This is a genomic window from Haloferula sp. BvORR071, assembly GCF_000739615.1.
Classification (GTDB): domain Bacteria; phylum Verrucomicrobiota; class Verrucomicrobiia; order Verrucomicrobiales; family Akkermansiaceae; genus Haloferula.
In genome coordinates this window covers 45,617-59,110 of the sequence record NZ_BATP01000059.1, presented here as the reverse complement: position 1 = coordinate 59,110, position 13,494 = coordinate 45,617, and the positions used below count along the sequence as shown (strand labels likewise).

Annotated in this window: 11 protein-coding genes; 7 read left to right on the top strand and 4 right to left on the bottom strand. The window is 63.8% G+C overall.

Annotated features, from left to right (window positions below; genetic code table 11):
* Positions 1-351: 351 nt before the first annotated feature.
* Together BV071_RS29330 and BV071_RS33925 are read right to left on the bottom strand one after the other, a co-directional pair.
* Positions 352-969, bottom strand: a complete 618-nt coding sequence (locus tag BV071_RS29330) for a response regulator transcription factor (RefSeq protein WP_035615184.1) — start codon at positions 967-969, stop codon at positions 352-354.
* 11 nt (positions 970-980) lie between these two features.
* Positions 981-2,990 (bottom strand): sensor histidine kinase, encoded by a 2,010-nt coding sequence (locus tag BV071_RS33925; RefSeq protein WP_265595040.1) that lies wholly within the window; start codon positions 2,988-2,990, stop codon positions 981-983.
* A gap of 125 nt (positions 2,991-3,115) precedes the next feature.
* On the opposite strand from BV071_RS33925, the gene BV071_RS29320 reads away from it, so the two are divergent.
* From BV071_RS29320 to BV071_RS29310, 3 genes are all read left to right on the top strand, one after another.
* The gene (locus BV071_RS29320) at positions 3,116-4,003 is read left to right on the top strand and encodes a hypothetical protein (RefSeq protein WP_035615181.1); all 888 of its coding nucleotides are present in this window, start codon (positions 3,116-3,118) and stop codon (positions 4,001-4,003) included.
* 143 nt (positions 4,004-4,146) lie between these two features.
* Positions 4,147-4,716, top strand: a complete 570-nt coding sequence (locus BV071_RS29315; protein WP_052574040.1) for an RNA polymerase sigma factor — start codon at positions 4,147-4,149, stop codon at positions 4,714-4,716.
* 15 nt (positions 4,717-4,731) lie between these two features.
* A complete protein-coding gene (locus BV071_RS29310; protein WP_035615179.1) occupies positions 4,732-5,127 on the top strand; it encodes a hypothetical protein in 396 nt (131 codons plus the stop codon).
* A 235-nt stretch (positions 5,128-5,362) separates the two neighbouring features.
* Here the strand turns inward: BV071_RS29310 and BV071_RS29305 are convergent, their stop codons facing one another.
* Together BV071_RS29305 and BV071_RS29300 are read right to left on the bottom strand one after the other, a co-directional pair.
* Positions 5,363-5,962 (bottom strand): hypothetical protein, encoded by a 600-nt coding sequence (locus tag BV071_RS29305; RefSeq protein ID WP_035615177.1) that lies wholly within the window; start codon positions 5,960-5,962, stop codon positions 5,363-5,365.
* A gap of 85 nt (positions 5,963-6,047) precedes the next feature.
* Entirely contained in the window at positions 6,048-8,942 is a 2,895-nt protein-coding gene (locus BV071_RS29300) for a PVC-type heme-binding CxxCH protein (RefSeq protein ID WP_265595039.1), read from the bottom strand.
* Positions 8,943-9,141: 199 nt separating this feature from the next.
* Between BV071_RS29300 and BV071_RS29295 the strand changes: the two genes are divergently transcribed.
* From BV071_RS29295 to BV071_RS29280, 4 genes are all read left to right on the top strand, one after another.
* A complete protein-coding gene (locus BV071_RS29295) occupies positions 9,142-10,299 on the top strand; it encodes an FG-GAP-like repeat-containing protein (protein ID WP_035615175.1) in 1,158 nt (385 codons plus the stop codon).
* 41 nt (positions 10,300-10,340) lie between these two features.
* Positions 10,341-10,898 (top strand): suppressor of fused domain protein, encoded by a 558-nt coding sequence (locus BV071_RS29290; protein ID WP_035615173.1) that lies wholly within the window; start codon positions 10,341-10,343, stop codon positions 10,896-10,898.
* Positions 10,899-10,930: 32 nt separating this feature from the next.
* A complete protein-coding gene (locus BV071_RS29285; RefSeq protein ID WP_035615171.1) occupies positions 10,931-11,296 on the top strand; it encodes a VOC family protein in 366 nt (121 codons plus the stop codon).
* Positions 11,297-11,390: 94 nt separating this feature from the next.
* A complete protein-coding gene (locus BV071_RS29280; protein ID WP_265595038.1) occupies positions 11,391-13,394 on the top strand; it encodes an FAD/NAD(P)-binding protein in 2,004 nt (667 codons plus the stop codon).
* The last annotated feature ends 100 nt before the right edge of the window (positions 13,395-13,494 follow it).

The following is a 13,494-nucleotide window of genomic DNA, read 5'->3' as shown; positions in this document are numbered from 1 at the left end:
ATCGAAACAACGGCTTCGTGGGTGACTCCCTTCGCCTCTTCAAGCGAACTTATCTAGCGCTCCGTTGCACCCCTGGGTATTAAACTTTAGTGCAATGGTCATGGGAGCTAGTCCCGAATGGCGCTACGATGCGCTCTACCGCGACGACGATGCGCTCACGCATGGCAAGTGCCGGATCGAGCGGACTGACACCGAAGAAGGGAGCGCATTGAGATGACCGTCCACTCAACCGCCGGGAACAGATGGCCGCCAGCCGCATGAGGCGTCCCTACAGGACGCGATCCGTTGCCCCGCCTTTCCCGGCACTTCGTGCCTAGCTGGTATGAGCCGTCCCGTTGGGACGGAGAGGATTCACAAGCGGATCAAGCCGCGCTGCAAGGAGACCGAGACCGCTTCGGCGCGGTCGTGAACGCCGAGTTTCTGGAAGAGCGATTTCATATGGGTCTTCACGGTCTCCTCGGAGATGAACATGGCGGAGGCCATTTCCTTGTTGGTGCGGCCGCGGGAGACGAGACGGAGGACGTCGAGTTCGCGGGGCGTCAGGCTGGGGCGGATCAGGCGGTCGGCGAGGCGCGCGGCGACGGCTTGCGGGAGGTAACGCTCGCCGCCGTGGATCTGGCGGACGGCGGTGATGATCTCCTCGCGGGTGGTGTCCTTGAGCAGGTAGCCGCGGGCACCGGCTTCGAGGGCGCGGAAGATGTCCTCCTCGTTGTCGTAGGTGGTGAGGACCATGATCTTCGCGGCGGGATCGCGGGCGATGAGGTCCTTGATGGTTTGGATGCCATCGCCATCCGGCATGCGGAGGTCCAGGACATACACGTCAGCCGCTTCGGTCGAGGTCATGACCTCACGGCCGCTACCGGCTTCCGCGACGACCTCAAGGTCGGGCTGGCTGTTGAGAATCGCGGCGAGGCCGGCGCGCAGGGGCGGATGATCATCGGCCAGGAGGATGCGGATGGCGTGGCTCATGTTAGATCAGATCAGGTGGGCAAGGTGGCGGATACTTCGGTCCCGTGGCCGGGCCGGCTGTCGATGGAAAGGCTGCCACCGAGCGCGGCCACGCGCTCGTGCATGCCGGTAAGGCCATAGCCGGTCCCAACGCGTTCGGCGACATCGAAGCCGCGGCCATCATCGATCACCGTCAGGGTAACCCAATCGGTGCCGAAGCGCAGGCGGACGACGACTTTGTTCGCGGTGGCGTGGCGGGTGGCATTGGTAAGCGCCTCCTGGCCGATCCGCAGCAGGGCGTTCTCGTGATCCGCTGGCAGAGGCCGGGGCGTGCCTTCAATCTCCTGGCTGCAGATCATCTTGCCATCGCGGGTGAGATCGTGGGCGAAGCGCTGGAGGGCGGTGGCGAGATCGGCCTCACCCAAGGCGAGCGGGCGCAAGTTCCAGACGGTGCGGCGGGCCTCACGCAGGCTGTCGCGGACGAGACCACGGGCGGTTTCGAGGTGGGTGCGCGCCTGCGCGGCATCGGCGGGAATGTCATCCCGGACGCACTCGAGCTGGAGCGAGATCGAGGTGAGTCCCTGCGCGAGCGAGTCATGGATCTCGCGGGCGAAGCGGCCGCGCTCCGCGAGCACGGCCTCGAACTCGCGGCGCTGGGTGTCCTGTTCGCGCTTCCGCTTGTTGCGGACCAAGGCTGCGATGCCGAGCATGGCGGCAATGATCGCCGCCGCCGCCATCACTACCCGGCGCGTGGTCCACCAAGGCGGAAGCGAGAGCACCTCGATATCGCTGGGCGAGCGCAAGCGGAGGAGCAGCTTGTCCTCCTCCTGCAAAGGCGCGAAGGCGCCGGCGGAGGTGATCTGCGCGATGCCCGTGACGCGGATGCGCGAGCCAGGAACGAAGTCAGGCAGGCTGCCATCATGCTCGTCCAGCAGACCCCGGAAAATCATGTCAGGATCCCGCAGTTCAACAGTGGTTCCATCTTCGCCGCGGAAAACGTCGAGCAGCTCGGCTTCGATCGAAACCAGTTCCGACTCGTGCTTCGCGTGCAGGACTTGCAGGGCCTGCATGGCCAAGGGGGCGGGCGACTCCCCTTCTCCCAATAGCTTCGCAGCGCGGGCGTGCAAGATCGGCCTCATGGCACCGACCCGCGGCCAGCCCAGCACCTCCACCCGCGAGCCTGGCTTGGCCTTGACCGGCTGTGCGGTCTGCACCCAGAGCCCGCCACCATCCGTGCGGAGGAAGAGCCCGCGCCCTGGAATCTCCAGAGTCACAGTGCCTTGGACCCGAACCAAATCCCCGCCGTCGGCACCGCTAAGGCGGAAGAGTTCGTCCGCCCGCACCAAGGGCGGTTCCCCACGCGGCGGAGCCGGATCAAGCGGCTGGACGTCCTCGAGCTGATTGACGCGGATGAAACGGCGGGTCATCTGGCGGGCACCGTTGAAGATGGTGGCCGCCACGCCGCGGATCTTCACCCGGCTCTCGGCGAGGCCCCAAGGAACCGACTCCGGGGGGAGCGGCCCTTCTAACAGGACGTGGAAGTCGCAGGTCCCGGCCTGACACTCGAAGACGATGTCGCCGTCAGTCACGAAGACCTCCCGGACCCGGGCCTCGACGGTGATCCAGTCGCAATCGAGCTCCGGGCGGGCGAGTTCGGTGGCGTCGATCGGCCGAGCCGGCGGCAGGGCGTCGTGACCGAGCACGCGGATCTCAGGTGGCTTGCCATCGATGCCGCGGAGCACGGGAGCGAAGAGGCCCTTGCCGGTGACACCGCTGATCTCCACGCGGTCGCCGGTGCGGGGCCAGTTGTCCGCACCAGCCAGTGGTTCCTCCACGAAGATGCCGTCCTTGCAATCATGCAAGAAGAGCGTAATGGCCTGCTCATTCGCGAAGATGATCACACCACTGATCTTCACCGGCAGGCTGGCTGCGGCTTGATCCGGGGTAAGGGCGCGGACTGCCGCAGCCGTCGTCAGGACTTCCTCCGCCATGGCGGACGCCATCGCCAGGAGGGCGAAAAGCAGGGTGCGGAGGAACAGCATCCTCGCACTCACAGCGGCTCAGGCGGGCGACGGCAAGAATCCATTGAGACACCACGATTTCAAAAATCGCTGTAACCTTCTCCCTTCGGCCCAGCGTACCCCCGTCAGACATCCCCGATATCCCCATGAGAAACACCGTCCTCTGCCTCCTCGCCCTCGGCCTCGCCACGCCCCTCCGCGCCGGAGAACTGGTCCCTGCCGAGATCCCCGCCAGCGCCCAATGGCTGCTGCACGCCGATCTGGACGCGATGCGCGAAAGCGACACCGGCAAGGCCGTCTTCGCCGAGATCGAGGCCAAGCACGGCGACCAATTCCGCGCCTTCAAGCGGATGTTTTCCGTGCATCCGATGACCGATCTCCACGACGTAACCCTCTACGGCGACGGCAAGCCGGAGCACGCGGTGGCACTGATCCAAGGCGACTTCGACCGCGGGCACATGGAAGACGTGGTGAAGGGCGCGGACGAATACTCCGCCGGTGATCAGGACGGCACCACCGTGCACTCCTGGAAGGACAAGGGGGTGAAGCAGTACGCCGCCTTCGCCAAGGATGACCTGCTGGTCTTCAGCCGCCAGGAGGACTTGCTCCGACTCGCGCTGGGCACTCTGAAGAATGGCGGCGGCGAAACGGCCGCGGATCCCTTCTTCGCCGCCGATGGTGCCAAGCCGCTGGTCTCCGCCAGCGCGCACCTCACCGGCATCGATATGCCGCCGGATGCGGCCCGTCTGCTGAAGATGGCCAGCACCCTGCGCTTCGCGGTCTCCGAGCAAAGCGGCCGCTTCAGCGTGCGCGCCGGAGCGGAAGCCCCGGATGCCAAGAGCGCCGATCGCATGCGCCGGATGCTCGATGGCGTGGTCGCCTTCGCCGAAGTCGCCGACCCGAAGCTCCAGGGCCTCGATCTGGACTGCAAGATCTCCGCCAACCCGGGTAAGCCCGGCACCGCCATCGCACTGAGCCTGCCGGTCGGCGAGTGGCTCGGGCTACTGAAGAAGGTGGCAGACGAGAAGAAGTGATTTCCTCCCACTCCAGATGAACGGGATGAACGCAGATCCACACAAGCCCCCGACTGCGTCCCTCACGCTCATCTCTCCCCTCCCGTTCTTCCTCGCTGACTGCTTTGAGAATTAGTGCTTAGTCATTCGTAATTCTTCCCGCCTTGGATACCACCGAATGCCCCGATGATTGCACGCTCGCCCGCCTGGCGCGGGGCGGCTCCTCGGCGGCATTCGGCATCCTGGTGCGGCGCTATCACGCCAGGGTCTTCGCCTTCCTGCTGGCGCTGACGAAGCACCGGCAGGATGCGGAGGACCTCACCCAAGAGACCTTCATGCGGGCTTGGGACAAGTTCCACCGCTACGACCTGAACCAGCCGCTCCTCCCCTGGCTCTTCACCTTGGCACGGCGGCAATCGATTGCGGCCTTGCGTCGGCTGAAGCCACTCCCTCCCGAACTTCCCGACACCTCCGCCGCGGAACCCACCCACGCCGCGCTGCGACTGTGGGATCTGGCCCGCAAGGACCTAAGTCCGGAAACCTATAGCGCGCTATGGCTCCACTACTGCGAGGAGCTGCCGCTAAAACAAGTCGCCACCATCCTTGGCAAACGCGAGGGTGCGGTGAAGGTGATGCTGCACCGCGCGCGCCAAACCTTGGCGGAGCGCTTCCGCGGCTCCGAACGCATCGAACAGCCACCACCTCTGCCCCAAGTCCAAGGGACTCCGCCCTAATCTATTCCGATTGCCATGAAATCCGAGGACCCACATCCCCAGATCGCAGCGCTGCTACGCAGCAAGCAGCCGGAGCCGATGCCATCGCCCGGCCTAGAGACACGCATCCTGCGTGAGCTGGATCGCCGGCAACATCGCAAGCCAGCGCGGGTTTGGCCTTGGTTGGTGCTGCCCCCAGCCTTTGCCGCAGTGGTGCTCGGTGTCTTGGTCTCGCTGCCGAAGCCAAGTGGCAAGGTGCAGAAGGTGACGACTCAGGCTCCGGTTGAGATCAAGAAGGAAGCCTCGCCTGCGAAGTTGCTGGAAGAGGAGAATCCACTGAAGCAGGAGACGGTAGCCTTGGGGCGCGACGCACGGCGGGCTGGCCGGTTCTTGATCGATTGCTTGCCGTTTGGCGGAGCGGGCGACGAGTGAGGTCGGAGCGGGCGACGAGTGAGGTAACTCCAAAGTGTGATCCCACCCGCGACCTCCTTGCCCCCAGTTCAGGGGGCGTGATTTGTCCGCGGCCAACCCGGGGTTGCGCTAACGCTTACACCGGGCTTTCTCCCTGCCGCGCCTTTGGCGCTTCTGATCCTGAAACCAAGCTGCATCACGAGGGCCGCTGGGCTTCGTTGTGGAAGCCCCCACAGCCGCAACTTGCAAAACTCCGCTACTTCATCTTCGCCAGCGCGTTCAGGTCGAGTTTGCGCGCCAGGCCGAGAAGCTCCTTCTCGCCGCTGCTGGCATCGTTCGCCACCAGCTCGACATAGATCCTCTTGTCCACCACGAGCTGCAGCTTCTTGTCGCCTTCCATCACCGCGGTCTCGCCGGAGACGGCGTGGGTCTTGCGATTGCTCAGACGCAGTAATTCCTCGTTCGCCAAGAAAGGGAGCAACTGCTTCACCAAGGGAGAATCCTTCACCACCTTCACGGTGATCTCCTGCTTGGCCTTATGGGTGTAGGTCCGCGACAGAGACAGGCCGCCGCCGACCGTCGACAGGTCGTCGCGCTTCAGCGACTCGCCCTTCCAGTCCTCAAGGGTCTCAGGCAGGACATCGCTGACCTTCGCCGCGCCCTTGTCTTCTATGATCTTGAGAAGCTCGCGGAGCTTGGCGGTCACCGCCTCGTTGTCGCCCTTCTTGTAGGCGGTGTAGGCATCGCGCATCCCCTCCTCGAAAGGGTCCATGGTCTTGGCCGGCTCCGCGGCGAATGATGCCAGCGGATAGACGGCGGCGGAAAGGATCAGGAGGCGGCGGGAGAGAGTGTTCATGGGTTTACGCAGATCTTCTTGCAGCCCGGTGTACGCCAGTCACCAAGCCGCAGGTTACACTCCCCGCGAAAATTCCGCAAACCCGTCAGGGATTCTTCGACTGCCGCAGGTAGAGGAAGAGGTCGCGCACCTCCGGCTCTTCCAAGGTCCCGAGCAAACCGGCAGGCATCATCGATTGCTGGCTAAGCTCGCGCTTGGCGATGCTGTCCTTAGACACCGCGACGGTCTCGGCCAAGGTTTTCACGGTCACGGTGCTCGCATCCTCCCCGGCGACAACGCCGGCCACGAGCTTGCCGTCCTTGGTGGTGATGAAAGTCTGCTGGTAATCGCGGCCGATCACGGCATCGGGATCCAGGACGTTCTGAAGCAGGTATTCGACATCGGCGAAATTCCCCGGCAGTTCTGGTCCGATCTTGCCTCCGGCACTGAAGATCGTGTGGCAGGCGGAACAGGTCCGCTCAAAGACCGCGCGACCGTTCTTCGCATTGGCATGGAGGATAGCGTCTTCGCCGAGAAACTGCCGGTAGCGCTCGATCTCCTTCTGGCGCTCGGCATTCGAGGGTTGCAGTGAGCCGAAGTTCACAGATAGCCAGCGATCAAAGTCCTCGCGCTTGGCGGCCTGGATGATCCTTGCCAAGGGTGCGGTGAGATCCTTGGCGGGGATCTTCTTTGCATCGATTGCGGCGAGCAAGGCCTCTATTCCCACGGGCCGCGACACGAAGGTGGTGAGGGCCGTGGACTTCTCCTTGGGGCCGAGCTTCGGGTATGCCGTGGTCAGCAGCACGGGAATACGAGGATCATCGTAGCTCGCCAGGGCGCGCAGGGCATCGCCACGCAAGGGACCGTTTTCACCGGCCAGCTTGAGCAGGGACCCCAGGCTCTCCGGATCCCGCTGGGCGAGCAGCGCCTCCAAGGCTTCGCGGCGAGCCTCGGTGACCGCCTTGCCATTCGCGAGAATGGCGCGGAGTTCAGCCAACGCGGCTGAGCTACCGAAGAGCAAGGACAGCTCGCGGGCCTGCTGGCGCACACCTTCATCCGCTTCGGCCCGCAACTTGGCATAGGCTGCGGCCCAAGTCGGCGGCTCGGGGAGGCGCTTGCGGCCCTTCGCGGCATCGAGCATGCCGCGCAGCATGCGGGTGCGAAGCGCGGGCTCGGCGGTGCCCAGCATCTCCGCGATCGCGGCCATCGCGGGAGCCGCCTTCGCTTCATCCTCGCCTGAGAGCGCCACGATCCGCCGCGGGATGTATTCGAAGAGCAGGCTCTGCTTCGCGGTCTTCAGCAGAGCCACTCCGCCCATCGGATCCGCGACGACCGAGCCCTCGGCCGCATACCAGTTCATCAAGGGCAGATTGTGGTCCTTCTCGTCCTCGGCATGCGCGCTTAGGGCCGCGAGAAGAGGCCAGCGGCCTGCGGGCGGCAGCTTTTGTGCTGCCGCGGCAAGGCGTAGGCGGACCGATGGAGAAGGGTCCATCTCCGCCATCCCAACCATGGCAGCCAGCAGAATATCCGCGGGCTTGCCCTGCTCGCTCACGCAAGTCACCGCCCAGCCGCGGACCCACTCGGAGCTGGCGGACAGGGCCTTGAGGGCGGCCGCCTCGCTCAGGGCACCTTGGCTATGCAGGGTCCAGAGGGCACGGAGTTGGCGGGTATCGTCGGGGTTCTCAACGAGGATCTTCTCCAGGGCCGCGGTGGTCTCCGGCTTGGGCCCGCGCTCTTGGAGAATGCGGCGCGCGTGGCGCACATACCAGTCGTTCGGGTCCTGATGCATGGCCACCAGTTCGGCATCGGTAGCGGCTCCCAGATTCACCACATGTGGCTTCACTTGGTCGTTCACGAGTTTGTAGAGACGTCCGTTTGAGCGGTCGGTAAAGGCGCGCTGTTGGTGGCAGGGCACCTTGTCATACCAATCGCTGATGAAGACCCCGCCATCCGGGCCATACTGCGGTGAAAGTCCACGGAACCACGCATCGCCACTGGCGATGAAGTCGGTCTTGCGCGAGCTGCGGAAGCCGGAGCCATCGCGGCTGAAGACCTCGCAGCGCAGCTTGTTCATGTGCACGTCGTGGAAGAAGAAGTTGTCACGCCACTCCGCCGGGAAGGCTCCTCCGAGGTAGAACATCGCGCCGCAGTAGCCGGCCTTCTCATAGCGGCCCCAGGCGATCGTGCGGATGTCGCCATAGACGTATGGATTGAAGTGCGAACCGGCCTGGCGGGTGTAGTGCGCGCCCTCGATGCCGTGCCACATGTGCGGCACCACGCAGGCGGCGAAGAAGGCTTCGCCGTGGTCATTCCAATCGATTCCCCACTGGTTGCTCACGCCCTCGCACCAGCGCTCGAAGACCTTGCGCGTGGGATGATAGCGCCAGACCGCGCCATTGAGAGGGACTCGTTCCGCCTCGGACGTGCCGGGCTTGCCGACGAGGGAATTGGTGAAAATTCCCTGGGTTCCATAGAGCCAGCCGTCCGGCCCCCAGGTAAAATCGTTCAGGGTCTCATGCGTGTCCTCCGCGCCCCAGCCATCGAGGACGATTTGCGGCTCGCCATCGGGCACCGCATCGCCATTGGCATCCGGGACGAACAAGAGATTCGGCGGCGAACCGATCCACACCCCGCCGAAGCCCACGGCGAGGCCGCTGCTGAAGTTGAGCTTGTCGAGGAAGACGCTGCGTTTCTCGAACTTGCCATCGCCATCCGCATCTTCGAAGACCAGCAGCTTGTCCTTCGGCTCGCCCGGGCAGTTGGGGTAGTTGGTATTCTCCAGTACCCACAGCCGCCCGCGGTCGTCGATGGTGTAGGCGATCGGTTGGACCACGTCCGGCTCGCTGGCGATCACCTCCACGCGGAAGCCCTTGGGCAGCACCATCTTTTCCGCCGTGCCCTTGGCATCGAGGGCCGGGGTCTGGGCCACCGGCCGATCAGGATCTTCCTGGGCCGCGAGGATGGCCGGGAGAGTCAGGAGGAGGAAGGAGGGAACGCGCATGGTGGCCATACGAGAACATGGGATGCGTGTTTGCGGGAATGACGAATGTTGAATTTCCGAATGCCGAATGTCGTATGGGAATGAAAGAAATCCATGCTTGCGAGCGGAGTATCCTTGGCCGCGGCGATCTCGCTTGCGCCCCCTTCCCCGCCGCACTTCATTCGTCATTCGGAAATCCGGAATTAGAAATCCCCCACTTATGCGATCGCTTTTCTTCCTGCTCCTCGCCACGCCCCTTCACGCACTCCCCGAGGCTCCGCCCGCGAAGTTCCGCGCGCAGACGCTCGATGATAAACTCGGGATCGGCTACGGGCTTTCGATCGCGGACATTGATGGCGACGGCAAGCAGGACATCGTGCTGGTGGATGCGAAGGAGACCGTCTGGTACAAGAATCCGGAATGGACCAAGCAGCGCATGACCGGATCGCTGACCAAGCAGGACCATGTCTGCGTCGCCGCCTGTGATATCGATCACGACAAGAAGGCCGAGGTGGCGATCGGTGCCGAGTGGAATCCCGGTGACACTAAGAACAGCGGCGCGGTCTTCACCCTCACCGCCCCCGAGGACCGGACGAAGGAGTGGAGCGCCCAACAACAGCACCGCGAACCGACCGTGCATCGCATGCACTGGATCAAGCAGGCTGCGGGTGATTACTTCCTCGCCGTGCTACCGCTTCACGGCTGCAACAACGTGAACAGCGAGGGAGATGGCATCCGCTTCCTCGGCTACCAGCCTCAAAAGGATGCAGGCAAGGAGTGGCCAACCTTCCTGATCAACGACCAGTTTCACCTCGCCCACAACTTCGATCCGATACCTTGGCCCGGCACGGCGGGTGACTCGATGCTGGTCGCCTGCAAGGAGGGCGTGCATTTGCTGCGCAAGTCCGGCGATGCCTGGCAAGCCACCCGCATGACCGAGAAGGGCGCCGGTGAAGTCCGCCTCGGCAAGCTGCCAAATGGCAAGCGGATGATCGCCACCATCGAGCCCTTCCATGGCAACGAGGTCGCGATCAACCCGGAAGCGGAAAGCGGCCTGTGGTCGGCCAAGCGGGTCCTGTTAGACGGTAGTCTGGCCGAAGGCCACGCCCTCGCCACCGCGGATTTTCTCGGGCTCGGCTACGACCAGCTCATCGCCGGCTGGCGCAAGCAGGACAAGGACAAGAAGGTCGGCATCCGGATGTATGTGCCCACTGCGGAGGACGGCGCCACCTGGAAGCTCCACTCCACGGTGGATGACAACACCATGGCCTGCGAGGACTTCAAGGTGGCGGACCTCAACGGCGACGGGAAGCCGGACATCATCGCCGCCGGCCGGGCGACGAAGAATCTGGTAGTGTATTGGAACGAGCGGAACTAAGGAGACATCTCGATAACTTTCCTTTCCATCCGAATTCAAAAATGGGTGCCCCGCCTTTTCTTCGCGAAGTTTATCGAGAACACATTGACCACTTCGGCGAGCCCACCGATTCGATCGTTTTTGACGATCGCGTCCCGTGTGCCGGCTATCCCGAACGCATTGATGTTCTCATCTGGGATGCTGACGACGACTGCGACATGACGACTTTCGCTACCATCGGCATGTCATCGATTCCCTTGCCGAATGCTATTTACAGAGCCGAACTCCATTTCGCCGTGAGGAGGCACCTTGATGCCAATGGCAAACAGGAGCTCGGACGTTTCCTGGCAAATCTGGCGATGTATCCTTTTCAGACCGGGGAACCACTCGATTGGTGGCATACCCTTCGCGATCCCGGGTCGATTCCATTGTATCAAGCTGCTTCCTCTGCGTTGCTTCATCCGCGCTTTGTTGATGAAGGATGGGACACAAGTATGATCGGCGACCAAGAGGTCCGGATCTTAAACGTGGTTCCGATTACGCCGACAGAAAGGAACCTTCGCCAAATTAACCTCATTCAGGACACGCTCGCCGGGATCGACATTTTCGAGCCAAGATGAGTGCAAGGCACTAAACTCCACCTTCTATCAGGATGCCACTCCTCTTCGACCACATCGACCTCCGCGTCACTAATCTCGCGGCGGCCGAAGACTTCTATCGCATGCTCCTCCCTGCCCTCGGCTTTGAGCGCGAGCAAGACATTGAGGGATGGCTGCAGTTCGAGGACAAGAATGCCGCGCAGTTCTTCGGGGTAACCGAGTCTCCCGGACATCGTCCCAACGAAAACCGGATCGCCTTCCAAGCGGGAAGCGTCGAAGCAGTCGAGTACTTGGCGGAAATCGCCAAACAAGCCGGGGCCATCAACATCGAAGGTCCGATGCGCTACGCCGAGGACTACTACGCCGTCTTCTTCGAAGACCCCTGCGGCAATCGCTTCGAGATCTGCCACCGCCTTTAAGCTTGGGAAGTCTAATCCACAGCAAATTAGTCCACTTATTGAGGTTTAATTTGACTCTTGCGCTTAGGATTCAAGCAGAGGCATGAAGGAGGACATGCCACTCGCATTCGCGTCACCGGATTGTGTCGGAGCAGGAATCGCCAAGCTGGCCGCGGAAGTGGCCGAGGCGCTCGACAAGAGCAGCGGCTCCGCCGAGTGGGCCGAGGGCGACATCAGGACTGCGCTGCAACGCGCCCTCACCGATGACGATCTGATTCTCGGCGAGCTTCCCGCAGCCCCGATGGCGACCTACCGCCAGGAGTTGCTGCATGTCGACCCCGCCGGGCGTTTCTCGATTGCCGCGCTGATCTGGCTGCCGGGCCACCGCACGCCGGTGCACGATCACCGCTGTTGGTGCTGCTTCGGCGTGTGGCGCGGCAGAGAGGTGGAAACCCTGTGGATGCGCGACGCCCGCGGCCGGCTGGTGGCGGAGAAGAGCGGCGTCTGCTACCGCGGAGAGGTCGAGTTCCTCCACCCTCCCGGGGACATCCACCAAGTTTCCAACGACGACATGACGCCCACGGTGTCGATCCACATCTATGGTGCGGACCTGATCAAGGCAGGCAGCAGTATCCAGCGCTGCTACGATGTGGATGCCGCCGCCCACAACGAGGCAGGGCTGCGGACCTTCGCCGTGGTGGGTGGCGGATTTTCTGGTACGATGACCGCCGTACATCTGCTGCGCGAGTGCAGCCCGGATGCCCGCGTGGTGCTCTTCGAGGCCGCACCCGAAGTCGGCCGCGGCGTGGCCTATGGCACGCGGTGCCTGACGCACCTGCTCAATGTCCCGGCAGGCAGTATGTCCGCCTTCCCGGATGCCCCGGGCCATTTCCACGAATGGTGCAGCCGCAAGGGCCGCAGCATCGCCGCCAGCGACTTCGCGCCGCGCACCTGGTATGGTGAATATCTGGGCGATGTGCTCAAGGATGCCGCGCTCTACTCCCGCGCGAAGCTGGAAGTGCGCACCGAGCAGGTCGAGTGCATCGATGGTCGCGACGGCGACTTCCAGGTACTCAGCTCGAATGGCGGTGCGCTCCAAGCCGAGGCCGTGGTCCTCGCGATCGGCACACCACCGGGCCGCGAACACTTCCCTGCCGGCCAGGAGTGGCCGGCCATGGCCGATCCTTGGAATGCAGATGCACTCCAGGAAGTGGACCCGGCCCATGAGGTATTGATCGTCGGCACGGGCCTCACCTGCATGGACGTGCTGGCGGAGCTCGCCGCGCGCGGCCATCGCGGCAAGATCGTGGCTATCTCGCGCCGCGGCCTGCTGCCCGCCTGCCATGTTCCCCATGGAGGTGCCGGAGCTCCGGCCTTCGATGCCCAAGGCTTCCGCGAACAACTCGCGCAGGAGCCGATGAAAATCTCCCGTCTCTGCCGCCGCGTTCGCCAGGCCATCGCCGAAGCCTCCGCTGCAGGAATGGACTGGCGCGATGTCATCAATGCCCTGCGTCCCGTGACCACCAGCATCTGGGCCGCCCTTCCCGGCCGTGAACGGCGGCGCTTCAAGCGTCACCTCAAGCCCTACTGGGAGACCGTGCGCCACCGCATCGCCCCGGCGGTCATGGCGGCCGCGGATAGCCTCCGCGAGGCAGGCATCCTCGAACAATATCGCGGCGGCATCGCCCGCCTGGAGCGTTTGCCAAGCGGCCGCTACGCCGCCGAGTGGACCCATCAACAAGGCAGCGGCCGCGGCGAGTTCGACCGTGTGATCAATGCCACCGGCTTCACCGCCCGCCTCGCCGGATCGAACAGCCCGCTGCTCGACAACCTGCTCGGTAAGGGCTGGATCCGCGAAGATGAAATGGGGCTAGGCGTCGACACATCTTCGGATTTCCGCCTGGTGGAAGAAGATGGCGGCGTGGTCAGTGGGATTTACTATGTCGGTCCGATGCTGCGCGCCCGCTACTGGGAATGCACCGCCGTGCCGGAGCTGCGCATGCGCGCCGCCGAGACCGCGGCGAGCGTGCTGAAGCATGCGACCAAGGTGCAAAAGCCCCTACCGCCAAGCCGCACGCCGGAAGTGGCTTACCAGACGGAAGTGGCTTACCAGATCTAGGCGCGCCCGTACGGGCGATCGTGTCACGCATCAAAGTCCCCGCCCGGTGGCGCGTTCCCTCCGTTACCATGCTCCGTCACGCGCTCCTGTTTGCCGCCTT

What these genes read in the sequence shown, in the direction of transcription:
- BV071_RS29330 (WP_035615184.1), bottom strand. Translation starts at nt 969, where the DNA reads ATGAGCCACGCCATCCGCATCCTCCTGGCCGATGATCATCCGCCCCTG.
- BV071_RS33925 (WP_265595040.1), bottom strand. Translation starts at nt 2,990, where the DNA reads ATGCTGTTCCTCCGCACCCTGCTTTTCGCCCTCCTGGCGATGGCGTCC.
- BV071_RS29320 (WP_035615181.1), top strand. Translation starts at nt 3,116, where the DNA reads ATGAGAAACACCGTCCTCTGCCTCCTCGCCCTCGGCCTCGCCACGCCC.
- BV071_RS29310 (WP_035615179.1), top strand. Translation starts at nt 4,732, where the DNA reads ATGAAATCCGAGGACCCACATCCCCAGATCGCAGCGCTGCTACGCAGC.
- BV071_RS29305 (WP_035615177.1), bottom strand. Translation starts at nt 5,962, where the DNA reads ATGAACACTCTCTCCCGCCGCCTCCTGATCCTTTCCGCCGCCGTCTAT.
- BV071_RS29300 (WP_265595039.1), bottom strand. Translation starts at nt 8,942, where the DNA reads ATGCGCGTTCCCTCCTTCCTCCTCCTGACTCTCCCGGCCATCCTCGCG.
- BV071_RS29295 (WP_035615175.1), top strand. Translation starts at nt 9,142, where the DNA reads ATGCGATCGCTTTTCTTCCTGCTCCTCGCCACGCCCCTTCACGCACTC.
- BV071_RS29290 (WP_035615173.1), top strand. Translation starts at nt 10,341, where the DNA reads ATGGGTGCCCCGCCTTTTCTTCGCGAAGTTTATCGAGAACACATTGAC.
- BV071_RS29285 (WP_035615171.1), top strand. Translation starts at nt 10,931, where the DNA reads ATGCCACTCCTCTTCGACCACATCGACCTCCGCGTCACTAATCTCGCG.
- BV071_RS29280 (WP_265595038.1), top strand. Translation starts at nt 11,391, where the DNA reads ATGCCACTCGCATTCGCGTCACCGGATTGTGTCGGAGCAGGAATCGCC.